Source organism: Selenihalanaerobacter shriftii (assembly GCF_900167185.1).
Lineage (GTDB): Bacteria > Bacillota > Halanaerobiia > Halobacteroidales > Acetohalobiaceae > Selenihalanaerobacter > Selenihalanaerobacter shriftii.
Map to the genome: position 1 here is coordinate 1 of NZ_FUWM01000039.1, position 12,796 is coordinate 12,796.

General features: G+C 30.6%; 11 protein-coding genes and 1 pseudogene. All 12 read left to right on the forward strand.

From position 1 onward, the window contains the following. Window positions 1-273 (forward strand): IS30 family transposase (locus tag B5D41_RS13540; RefSeq protein ID WP_143555734.1); only part of this gene is annotated, 273 nt, incomplete at its 5' end. 272 nt (window positions 274-545) lie between these two features. Next, window positions 546-1,586, forward strand: a complete 1,041-nt coding sequence (locus B5D41_RS13545; RefSeq protein ID WP_078811167.1) for a rod shape-determining protein — start codon at window positions 546-548, stop codon at window positions 1,584-1,586. A gap of 215 nt (window positions 1,587-1,801) precedes the next feature. Next, window positions 1,802-3,406: a PucR family transcriptional regulator gene (locus tag B5D41_RS13550; RefSeq protein WP_078811168.1), complete on the forward strand. Its 1,605-nt coding sequence runs from the start codon at window positions 1,802-1,804 to the stop codon at window positions 3,404-3,406. Between the two features lie 69 nt (window positions 3,407-3,475). Further along, entirely contained in the window at window positions 3,476-4,438 is a 963-nt protein-coding gene (gene speB / locus B5D41_RS13555; protein ID WP_078811169.1) for an agmatinase, read from the forward strand. Between the two features lie 301 nt (window positions 4,439-4,739). Continuing rightward, complete coding sequence (gene ftcD / locus B5D41_RS13560; RefSeq protein WP_078811170.1) at window positions 4,740-5,645, forward strand: glutamate formimidoyltransferase; 906 nt, start codon at window positions 4,740-4,742, stop codon at window positions 5,643-5,645. Between the two features lie 62 nt (window positions 5,646-5,707). Further along, window positions 5,708-6,790, forward strand: a complete 1,083-nt coding sequence (locus B5D41_RS13565; RefSeq protein WP_159442969.1) for a DctP family TRAP transporter solute-binding subunit — start codon at window positions 5,708-5,710, stop codon at window positions 6,788-6,790. 175 nt (window positions 6,791-6,965) lie between these two features. Continuing rightward, window positions 6,966-7,526, forward strand: coding sequence for a TRAP transporter small permease (locus B5D41_RS13570; RefSeq protein WP_159442970.1), 561 nt, complete (start codon window positions 6,966-6,968; stop codon window positions 7,524-7,526). Between the two features lie 44 nt (window positions 7,527-7,570). Then, the gene (locus B5D41_RS13575; RefSeq protein ID WP_078811173.1) at window positions 7,571-8,854 is read left to right on the forward strand and encodes a TRAP transporter large permease; all 1,284 of its coding nucleotides are present in this window, start codon (window positions 7,571-7,573) and stop codon (window positions 8,852-8,854) included. A 46-nt stretch (window positions 8,855-8,900) separates the two neighbouring features. Beyond that, window positions 8,901-9,506 (forward strand): cyclodeaminase/cyclohydrolase family protein, encoded by a 606-nt coding sequence (locus tag B5D41_RS13580; RefSeq protein ID WP_078811174.1) that lies wholly within the window; start codon window positions 8,901-8,903, stop codon window positions 9,504-9,506. A gap of 154 nt (window positions 9,507-9,660) precedes the next feature. Beyond that, window positions 9,661-11,150: pseudogene (locus B5D41_RS13585) on the forward strand (hydantoinase/oxoprolinase family protein); the annotation flags it as partial. Window positions 11,151-11,385: 235 nt separating this feature from the next. Further along, window positions 11,386-11,604: a hydantoinase B/oxoprolinase family protein gene (locus B5D41_RS13590; RefSeq protein ID WP_234983967.1), complete on the forward strand. Its 219-nt coding sequence runs from the start codon at window positions 11,386-11,388 to the stop codon at window positions 11,602-11,604. A gap of 411 nt (window positions 11,605-12,015) precedes the next feature. Beyond that, window positions 12,016-12,796 (forward strand): hypothetical protein (locus tag B5D41_RS13595; RefSeq protein ID WP_143555735.1); only part of this gene is annotated, 781 nt, incomplete at its 3' end.

The window sequence follows — 12,796 nt, forward strand, 5'->3', positions numbered from 1 at the left end:
TCTGAATTTTCAGAGCTAGGTGCTATAGAAAAACTAGTTGATACAAAAGTATATTTTACACATCCATATTCATCATGGGAAAGAGGTACCAATGAACGTCATAATGGTCTCATAAGACGTTTTATACCTAAAGGTAGAAGTATAAGTGAATTCTCCATTGAAGCCATTGGTAGAATTCAAAATTGGTGTAACACTTTGCCAAGAAAAATATTAGGATACCTAACCCCTGATGAATCTTTTGAGGATCAACTAAGAGAAATTCTATATGACTAAAATACCAAATTATTACAGTTTGAGATTAGTTCAATTTAATATTGCAATTTAGGTTATCATTATATTTAAAAAATAGCTACTTTGTGAAGGAAATTACATATTTGTGTAGTAATAGTATAATTAGTGTAATTAATAATATATAAATTAATAAGCATACGTTATATTGTAGTTATAATGATATCAATATTATCTACTATTTACATAATTGAGATAGAAGTTGATAGTAATTGTAGTAGATTTCTTAAATGAATACGGAGAAAGGAGTAACCATAATGGTAATGAGTTTTTTAACAGCACCATTTTCAAAAGACATAGGAATTGATTTAGGTACTGCTAATACATTAGTCTGCAGTGGAGGAAAAGGGGTATTGGTTTCAGAACCGTCGGTAGTTGCCATTAGAAAAGATAATAAAGAAGTTTTGAAAGTTGGTGAAGATGCCAAAAGGATGATTGGGCGTACACCAGGAAATATTATTGCTATTAGACCAATGAAAGATGGAGTTATTGCTAATTTTGAAGTTACAGAAAAGATGTTAAAGTATTTTATAAATAAAGTTCATAAAAGAAAAAGGCTAATAAGGCCAAGAATAATTGTTTGTATTCCTTCTGGAGTTACTGAGGTCGAGAAGAGGGCAGTGATAGAAGCGGCTTTACAAGCAGGGGCTAGAGAGGCTTATTTAATTGAGGAACCTATGGCTGCAGCTATTGGTGCAGGTTTACCAATTGATAAACCAACAGGAAATATGATAGTAGATATTGGAGGAGGTACTACTGAAGTAGCGGTTATTTCTTTAGGAGGTATAGTTAATAAACAATCAATTAAGGTTGCTGGTGATGAAATGGATGAAGCTATTGTAAATTATATTAAGGATAAATATAGATTAATGACTGGAGAAAGAACTGCTGAATCTATAAAGATGGATATCGGGACAGTTTATGAAGCAGATGTAAAGGATAGATTAGATATAAGAGGAAGAGATTTAGTAAGTGGTTTACCAAAGACAATTCAGCTTAGTGCTGTTGAAGTAAAAGAAGCATTAATTGAACCAGTTAACGGTATAATTAGTTCAGTGAAAGAAACCTTAGAGCAGACTCCACCAGAGCTATCATCTGATATTATAGATAAAGGAATTATTATGGCAGGAGGAGGTTCATTATTGACTGGTTTAGGACAATTATTAAGTAAGGAGACAGGAATACCGGTCTATTTAGCTGAAGACCCACTTAATTGTGTTGTTCATGGTACTTGTAAGGTTTTAAATCAATTAGATTCTTTACGTGATATTTTAATTACTTCTAAGCGTATATCCTAAAATTGATATATTCTCTATAATAAACCCAGGATGATTCCTGGGTTTTCTTTATTTAAAATTAAAGGATTTTAGTAGTTGTATGTCTAATATCATTGCATGGAGTAATTTTCTATTATAATTTGCTATTTTCTGTATAGATATGTTTATATGTAAGTGCTAAGGTAAGTTTGATATTCTAGATTTTAATAAGATTATACTATAAAAGGAGGAAATAAATGGCCTTTACAGTTAGTGATATGCTCCAACTTGAATGTTTTAATGATTTTGAAGTAATTGCAGGAGAGGATGGATTAGATAGATCGATTAAAGCTGCTGATGTAATGGATGCCCCAGATGTTTATGATTGGATAATAGGTGGAGAAGTTATTATTACTACGGCATATGTTATGAAAGATGATCCTATGGCAATGAAAAATTTAATTATAAAATTAGAAGAATCTGGAGCTGCTGCTTTATGTATTAAACTTAAAAGGTTTATAGATGAATTACCTAATGAAGTTTTAGAAATAGCAAATCAATTAAATTTTCCAATAATATTTGTACCATTTCGCTATTTATTTTCAGAAATCATTAATCCTTTATTATCAGAAGTTATAAATAAACAGGCAAAAAAATTATCCATTTCTGAAAAAATTCATAAATCTTTTACACAGTTAGTAATTGACGGTGGAGAAATTGAACAAATTCTTGATACTTTATTAGAGCTTATTAATAGAGATATTCTTTTTCACGATTTTTATTTTGATAAAAATTATATTAAATCATCGTCAGATAAGTTTAAAAGGAATGTAAAATCACTTTCTTTAGATGAAATTTTAGCTAAATATGAACATTATTCTATAAAAATAGATAATGATATTTATGGATATTTAATTTTATCAGATGAATATAATAGAGCAGATAATGAGATTAATGAGAAGTCATATGAAGAAATTTCTTTAGAACATGCAATGACGGTATTAAAATTGAATATTCAAAAGAAGATATCTAATCATCAAATAGAAGCTAAATATAGAGATCTTTTTATACATGACTTGATTTTTAATAATATTAAAGAAGTAGAAGAAGTCAAAAAAAGAGCTAATTTATATGATTGGGAATTTAATGATGGATTAGTTACTATAATTATTGAGATTAATAATTTTAATGAAAAATATTTGGAAAATTCTCAAAAACTTAATCAAACATTAGAAAATGTAAGACATAATATTTTCTTTAAAGCTGACAGGATTATTAAGAACACATTTTTTAAAGCTGTTTATACTACTTTTAGCGATAATATCGTCTTTCTTGTTCAAGACTGTGGTGAGAAAGAGTTTATGAAAGTTATAAAAAAAGCTACTCATAAAATACAAAATATTATTGAAGATGACACTGAATTTAAAGTAAGTATAGGAGTTGGTAGCTATAAGCAATCAATAATGGATATTCATGAAAGCTATGTTGAGGCACAAAATGCCATAAAAATAAGTAGGAATTTTAAGAAGGATAAAATTATATTTTATGATAATCTAGGGGTTTATAAAATATTAGAAAAAGTTTCTGATGTTGCTTCTGTTCAGGAATTTTATATTTCGTGTTTAGGGGACTTGATTAAGTATGATAATGAAAATAATGCTAATTTATTGGACACTTTAGAGAAATTAGTTCACAATGACTGGAGTATAAAAAAGACTGCCAATGAACTTTATATTCATTATAATACTGTTAAATATAGAATTAAAAGAATTGGTGAAATATTAGAGGTTGACTTACAAGATCCAGAACAGAAGTTTAATATTGCTTTTTCATTAAAATTATTAAGATTAAATAATAATTAGTTTTAATAAATGATCAGCTTTTTGACTAATTATTTCAATTAAATAAAAGATATCTAGGAGGTAGATAATGTGGAGAATAAACAAAATAATCAACCGGCAAGTGCTTTAAATTCACCGAGATTTTGTAATACAGGTACATTTATGCGTTTGCCTAAATTGGAAATGACAGAAGACTTAGATTTTGCTGTTGTTGGAGTACCTTTTGATACTGCTAGTTCATTTAGGACAGGTTCAAGATTTGGACCAAGTGCTATTAGAAATATGTCGGCGCTTATTAAACCAAATAATGTGCATTTAGAGGTAAATGTTTTAGAAAATTTAAATGGTGCAGATTATGGAGATGTTAATATTATCCCTGGTTACATTGAACCAACTTTTAAAAAAATTGAAGAAGAATTAGGAGAAATAATTAGTAATGGAATAATTCCTATAATATTTGGTGGAGATCATTCAATTTCACTTCCAAACTTAAGAGCTATAGCTAAGCAACATGGACCAGTTGCAATGGTACATCTTGATTCACATGCTGATATAAATGATGAGGTATTTGGACAAAAGTATAATCATGGAACTCCATTCCGGCGGGCAGTAGAAGAAGGACTGATTGATCCTGCTCATACGATTCAAATTGGAATGAGAGGTTCATTATATGATCCAGATGAACATAAAATTGCTGAAAAAGAATTAGGATTTAGGCTTATACCTGCCCATGAAGTTAGAGAAATAGGTATTGATACTACAATAGAAGAAATTAGAAATAGAGTGGGAGATAGAAAAGTATTTTTAACTTTTGATATTGATTTTATTGATCCTGCTTATGCTCCTGGGACAGGAACTCCTGAAGTGGGCGGTTTCACATCGGCTGAAACATTAAAGATTATTCGTGCACTTAAAGAATTGAATTTTGTTGGTTGTGATATTGTTGAAGTTGCTCCACAATATGATCCAACAGATATGACAGCTTTTATGGCAGCTAATTTAGGATTTGAATTTATTTCAATACTTGCTTCAAAGAAGAAAGTTACACAATAGTAATTCAGTTACCCATTTGTCACTGATAGACAGATTACTACAACATATTTTTGTCTGCGATCCATAAAGACATAAAATGTAAACAGTGATATAATTATACTATAATAATTTAATAATACAGATTTTGAAGTGATAATACACTTTTAAATTTATTAATATTATTAATTTTCAAAATATTATTAAATTATACGATTTTTTTTCGACTTTTATTTTTAAAGTTCACATTTCAAAACTTTATTAATGTGAATGAGTTAGGTTTGTTACATATTACTAAAATATTATTAAAGAGGAGTGGGGAATAATGTCAGACAAGTTTATTCATGCAGTACCTAATTTCAGTGAAGGTAAAAGAGAAGAGGTAATCGAAGCGGTAGTTGATCAATTAAGAGATGTAGAAGGGGTAAAATTAGTAGGTTATTTTCCTGATGCAGATTTTAACAGAACAGTAATTGAACTTATTGGACGCCCAGAACCATTAAAAAAAGCACTTTTAGATATGACTGCAAAATCTATTGAGTTAATAGATATGGAAGAACAGTCAGGCGATCATCCTAGAATTGGTGCTCAGGACACTATTCCTATTTTCCCATTAAAGGACATTACTACTGAAGAATGTAGAGAGATAGCAGAAGAGATTGGTCAAGCAGTTTATGACCAATGTGAAGTTCCAGTTTATTTTTCAGGTGAAAATGCTAGAACACCTGAGCGAGAAAAGTTATCTTTTATTCGCAAGGGACAGTATGAAGGCTTAAAAGAAGTTGCTCATACTCCTGAAAGAGCACCAGATATTGGACCTGGAGCATTACATCCTTCAGCAGGTGCTGTAATTGTTAGTGCTGGAGAGAGACCATTAGTTGCTTATAATGTAATTTTAGGAACTGATGATTTAGAGATTGCTAAGTCTATTGCTAAAATAGTTCGCGGACCAAGTGGAGGTTTTACTACTGTTAGAGCTGTAGGTTTAAAATTCTCAGAAAGAAACCAAGTTGCTGTATCAATGAATATGTTTGATTATGACTTGACACCACTTTATAGAACTTTTGAATTAATTAAGAATGAGGCAGCTAGATATGGTGTTTCAGTAGTAGCTAGTGAATTAGTTGGAGTAGTACCTCAAGAAGCATTAGTAAATTCTTTAGAGAAGTACTTGCAGCTAGAAGATTTTGATAGAAGTCAAATATTAGAGAATAATTTAATTGGGTTATAAAAGTAATTAATGATAGTTTTATAATGAATTTTAAATTTTCATCTAAAAAGGGAGGGGAAAAAATGAATAAGAAGTTAATTGTTTTATTGGGGATTGTAGTCTTATTAGTAGGTAGTATTATGGGAGGTTGTTCTACGCAGGAAAAGGCTAAAGAGACACAAGGTGAAGTTGAGGAAGTACAAAAGGAAGTAACATATGAATGGAAGTTTGCTCATGAGGAACAGCCAGGTGGATTTATGGATTCTGTAGCTAATGAATTTAAGAGAATATTAGCAGAGAAATCAAATGGTAGAATTAAGTTACAAGTATATCCTGCTGGTCAGCTTGGAAACAGTAAGGACTTAGTTGAACTTGTTCGACAAGGAACAATTCAGTTTAATTTCGCGTCTACAGGCCATGTTGGCACGCTTGTTCCTGAAGCTCAGGGATTTTTATTACATTACCTTTTTCCTAAAAATGAAAAGTTAGTTAATGACGTATTGGAAAATGGTGAAGCTGTTGAAATGTTATATGGTAAGTTTAGAGATAAAGGGCTTGAACCATTAGCAACTTTAAATTCAGGTTGGCAAATTTGGACTGCAAATAAGCCGCTTAGAAGTCCAAAAGATTTTGAAGGCTTTAAGATGAGAACTATGACTTCAAGGCTATTATTAGATGACTATAAGGCTTATGGAGCTAACCCAACTACAACTCCATATTCTGAAGTATATAGTTCTTTACAGTTAGATATGATAGATGGACAGGTTAATCCAATCTCTTGTATCGCAAATATGAAGTTTTACGAAGTTCAAAAGTATTTAGTTAAGGCTCATAGTAATCCATTTATTTTAACTTTAATTAGTAATCCGAAATTCTTTAACTCTTTACCTAAAGATATTCAAAAGATTGTTAGAGAATCAGTTAGTGAATTGTACCCATATAGTACTCAATGGAGAAGTAAATTTAATAAAGAGATGGAGAAAAAAATTCGTAAGGAAAAGCCTGAAATTAAGATCATTAGTCTTACTAAAGAAGAAAAGGCTAAATTTAGAAAGCTAGCAAAGCCGGTAAAAGAGACTTATATTGATATGGTTGGTGAAGATGGTAAAACTTTCTTAAACTTATTAGACCAAGATATTAAGAAGGCTAAAAAACAATTTAATTAAATTTATACCTTAATTAAGGTATAATATGAAGATGCATTTGCTAAATTTCATTAGATTAATCCATTGTTAAAGTACCTCTATTATCAATATAGTTAGAAATTTAGCAAATGCACTTATATTTTATGTAATTTAATTTGTTTAGAGATATAACTTTATTCAGAAGAGGGGGATATTATTGAAACCTAGCAATTTATTTTTCAAAATAAATAATCTAATAAGAAGTTTTGAAAAATTCATCCTCACTTATGGTATTATTGCCTTAGCAGCACTGACTGTAGGTAATGTTATAAGTAGAAGAGCTTTTAATTACAGTTGGACTTTTACTGAAGAAATATCACAATTCATATTAGTAATTCTGACTTTTATGGGAATTAGTTATGCTATTAGAGTTGGTAGACATATTAGGATGTCAGCTTTTTATGATTTAATGAATGAAACAGCTCAACGAATTATGATGATAATTGTATCACTAGTAACATCATTAATATTATTTTACTTAGCATATCATGCAGGATTATATGTGCTCGAGACCAAACATTTTGGTAGAGTTACTCCTACTTTAATGGTTCCATTTTATTTAATTATAATTTGGGCACCTATAGGTTTATTCTTAGGAGGAGTTCAGTATATATTAACTTTTATTAAGAATATCAAAGGCGATGAAGCATGGTTATCTTATGAAGAAAAGTCTGATTATAAAGACTTTGATGTAGATTTACCTCCAACAGATAATTAATTAGAAAATCATGTAAGAAGGGAAGAAAGGGGAGTGAATTTTTAATGGTTTTAATGATGGTTGCAATTATGATCAGTTTGCTTGTTCTAGGATTTCCAATGTTAGTACCGTTAATTGCTGCTCCAATTGCTGTTTTAGCCAAATATTTTCCTGGAATGGGAATGAAGGTTTTAATTCAACAAATGATTAGTAATGTGAGACTGATGTCTTTAATAGCTATTCCAATGTTTATTTTTGCAGCTGGGATAATGACCAAAGGTGAGACATCTGATAGATTATTAGATTTTGTGACTGACTTTGTTGGACATATTCGGGGAGGGTTAGCTATTACGACTTCAGCTACCTGTACCTTATTTGGTGCAATTTCTGGTTCTACCCAAGCAACAGTTGTTGCTATTGGTGGACCAATGTTACCTAGACTCTTGAAAGCAGGGTATAATAGTTCTTTTGCAATGGGTTTAATTATAAATTCCAGTGATATTGCTTTACTTATACCACCGAGTATAGGAATGATCGTTTATGGGGTTGTTACCGGTACTTCAGTAGGTGAGTTATTTATTGCTGGTATTGGTCCTGGGATACTGATCTTCACTTTATTTTCTTTATTTAATTACTTTTATTCAAAATATTATGATATTCCTGTACTACCTAAAGCGACTAAAGCTCAAAAAATAAAGTCTACTAAAAAAGCTTTACTATGTTTTGGATTTCCTATTTTAATTGTAGGAGGAATATATTCCGGCTTATTTAGTCCTAATGAAGCAGCTGGAGTCTCTATCTTATACGCTATAATTCTTGAAATATTTATTTTCAAATCCTTAAAGTTCAGTGATATTCCAGAAATAGCTTTAGATACAGGGGTAATAACTGCAGTAGTCTTCATTTTGATTGGGGTAGGAGCATCTTTTTCCTGGATGATAACTTTCACAAGAATCCCTAATAAAATTCTTCCAATAATATTAGGAACAGATCCATCAACATTCAAAGTGCTTTCTATTATTACTTTGGCATATTTTGTAGGTTGTATGTTTGTTGATAATATCGTAGTAATTCTTGTAATGACTCCGGTTTTATATCCTGTAGCAATGCAAGCGGGTATTGATCCAGTATTATTAGGGGTTATAGTAACTTTACAAGCTGCCATTGGTTCAGCTACTCCACCGTTTGGTTGTGATATTTTTACTGCAATTGCGATATTTAGACGGCCTTATTTTGAAGTGATAAAATCAACACCGCCGTTTATAATTATGTTAGTATTAAGTTCTATTACAATTATGTTATTTCCAGAGGTTGCGCTTTTCCTTCGGGATATAGCATTTGGTTATTAAAAAAGTGTGTACTATAAATTAGTAATTAGCTTTAGGAGGTTATAATATGGATTTTGCAAAGTATACAGTAGATGAATTTAGTAAAAAATTGGCCAGTGATTCTCCAACACCAGGTGGAGGTAGTATTGCTGGATTAAATGGAGCATTAAGTGCTAGTTTGGCTTCAATGGTTGTTGCATTAACAAAGGATGATTCTTTAGATGAATATGCTGAAGAATTAAAAGAGCTAAGAACTAAGGGGTTAAATTTAATCGATGAAGATGCAGTTAGCTTTGACAAGGTGATGGATGCTTTTAAGATGTCTAAGGACACAAAAGAGGAAAAACAGGAACGAAATGATGCAATCCAAGAAGCGTTAAAGAATGCTAGTTTTGTTCCTTTAGAAACAATGAAATTAGGGTTAAGGTTATTAAAGATTACTCGCAAAGTAGTAGAAAGAGGTAATAAAAATGCTATTTCTGATGCTGGTGTAGCTGCTTTAACAGCAATGGTAGCCATAAAAGGTGGTAGTTATAACGTATTGATTAATGCAGAATCTTTAAAGGATAAAGAGACAGCTCAAGAATTAAAATTAGATGTTAACAATATTATTGAAGCAGCAGAACAGTTAGAAGCTAAGATTGAAGAAATAGTTAATATGGAATTTGAATAAATAATTATCAAAAACCCAGGATAATCCTGGGTTTTTTCTATTTTAAAGGTTAATTATACTTCATATTTTAATTTTTTCTTTATAAAAAGTTGAAAAAAGGTATAGTATTAATTATAAAATTAAAGATAAAAGAGTATATGAATATGAAGGTGGGATAGATGTGGAAGTAGATAATTGGCAATTTTGGATAGATAGAGGTGGTACTTTTACTGATATTGTTGCTAGAAATCCAAATGGAGAAGTTAAGGCACATAAATTATTATCAGAAAATGTTGGTAGATATGTAGATGCTCCTGTGCAAGAGATGAAAGATATTATGGGGTTAGATTATGATGATAAAATTACAATGAATGAGATTGATGTAATAAAGATGCTTTAAAAATAGGGTATCAAGATCGACTTGATATTTTTGCACGTCACATTAGATTGCCGGAAATGCTTTATGAAAGAGTTATAGAAGTTGAAGAACGCTTGATGGCAGATGGGACAGAAATAACTTCTTTTTCACAAAACGATAGTCATAATAAGTTATCAAGTCAGCTTCAAGCTGCTTATGATGCAGGTATTAGAAGTTGTGCAATCGTTTTAATGCATAGCTATAAGTATCCAAAGCATGAAAAAGAGATTGCCAAAATAGCAGAGGAGATTGGTTTTAATCATATATCGCTTTCGCATCAAGTAAGTCCTTTAATGAAATTTATTAGTCGAGGAGATACAACAGTAGCTGATGCTTATCTATCACCTATTTTAAAGTACTATACTAATAGATTTATTAAAGAATTAACTAATAAGGAAAATGATAAGGCAGTAGATATTAAGGAGTATAAAAATAAATTATTATTCATGCAATCAAATGGTGGTTTAATAGATGCTGATAATTTTAGAGGTAAGGATAGTATTCCATCAGGCCCTGCTGGAGGAATTGTAGGAGCGGTTCAAGTATGTAAACAAGCCGGCTTTGATAAAGTTATTACTTTTGATATGGGAGGAACGTCAACAGATGTAGCTCATTATAATGGTGAATATGAAAAAGATTTTGAAACAGAGATTGCCGGTGTGAGATTAAGAACTCCAATCTTATCTATTCATACTATTGCTGCCGGTGGAGGTTCTGTTTTAAACTTTGATAAGTCTAGATATCGTGTTGGTCCTAAGTCAGCAGGTGCTGATCCTGGACCAGCTTCTTATAGAAAAGGAGGCCCGTTAACTGTAACTGACTGTAATGTTATGTTAGGCAGGTTTCAATCTCAATTTTTCCCTTCAGTATTTGGAGAAGATGGAGATCAACCTCTAGATTATGAACAGATTAAGAGAAAATTTGATGAACTAATTAATGATATAAATAATAAAAGTGAAGGAAATCGAAAGTCTGAAGAAGTAGCAGCAGGATTTTTAGATATAGCAGTTGAGAATATGGCTAATGCTATTAAAGAGATTTCTTTACAAAGAGGATATGATATAACTAATTATACTTTGTGTTGTTTTGGAGGAGCAGGAGGGCAGCATGCTTGTCAGATTGCTGAAAATTTAGGTATTGAAAAGGTATTAATTCATCCTTATGCCGGGGTTTTATCGGCTTATGGAATGGGACTGGCTGATATACGGGTGATTAAACAACAGGCAGTTGAAAAGGAATTAACTAAGGTGATTAAAAGTAGTTTTGAAAAAGAACATAAACAATTATATGGATTTATTTATGATGATAAAGATATTATTTTAGAATCTATTTCAGTTGAAGTTATTAAGCAAATGGATATTCCAAAAGAGCAAAAACATAAGCCAAAATCGAGGACTAAAATTAAACCGGAAGCAGTAGGAAGGATTAGCTGAACTTAAAAAAGTAATTCAAGTTTACAGTTTAAAGATTGTTACCGCATATATGCAATATGTTCAAGATAATGCTGAAGAAGCAGTTAGACAGGTAGTTGCTTCATTAGAGGAAGGTAAATTCAGTTGTAAATTTGATTCCGGTGAAGAGGTAAAAGTTAATATATCTATTGATCAACAAAAAAGAAATGCTACTATTGATTTTACTGGGACTTCAAGTCAAGTTAAGAAAAATCTTAATGCTACGGCTTTAGTAGGTGGAAGTACTTGAATTGGCAAGAAGAAATTTAATACCAATTATTATTGGACTTATAGTAACAACTGTGGCAGCATTCTTTTTAATTTAAAACTTTAAGTAGTGATAAAATAACTCAGGATTATCCTGGTTTATTTTACATATAAGTAAAATATTAGTAATTTAGAGTGATTTAGTTCACAAATAATTCATATTTATTTCACAAGTCTTTCATATTTCATTTATATAATGAAATCGATATTTAATATATTTTATAAGAAACACATACATATTCTGGAATTATAGTAGAAGGTTAAATAAATTATAGTAATTGGAGGTGAGTATTTAAAAAGATGTAGCGAAAACTTTAAAGAGTATGATTAGGAAATTAAACAATACTTCGCAAGTGAAATGAAGCACATGCTAATGATTACGAGGGGGTACAAAATGCAAAATAACCAAAAGAATACTATAGTAATTTTGGCATTAGTCGTGATAATGTTGAGTTTTGGTGTGACAGCTCAAGCACAGGGGAAATTAAATGCCAGTAAAATGGAAGTAGAATTAAAACCAGAGTATAATAGTTCAGATATGTTTACTATTTATGATGCTTATTTAAAGAATACTTCTACTGAAGTATATTCAGGTACCGTTAAATTCTTAGTGCCTAAAGGGGCTAAGATTGAGAATGTATGTGAGATTACAGATGCTGGTGATCATAATTGTCAATTATATGATGTAAAACTTAAGGGAGATCAAAAGTTAATTATTTGGAAAACAGGAAAATTACAACCTGGGGAAGAATATCATGCCTATTTAGAATATTATTATAACCCATTAGAGATTACTGATAATAGTAGGGTAATTAATTTTGATTATGAAACAACTTATAATATTAAAAACTTTAACTTTAAAGTTACTGAACCTTTAAATGCTAGCAATTATTCAGCTAATTTAAATGAAGCTAGAGTGCAGACTGATGGCTATGGACTTAAAAACCATTTTTATCAATTAGTGAATTTAAATGAAGGAGAAAATGTCAACATAACAGTTAAATATGATCGTTCTAACACTGGACCATCTATTACTAGAACTAATAATCAAAATACAGACACAATTGCTAGTCAACAGCCTGTTAGTAATGAATCGAATTCTAATAATTCAATGTTATTAATTTTAGCAATTATTATTATTGGGATAATGGGCTATTTTATTTATAATATGATTA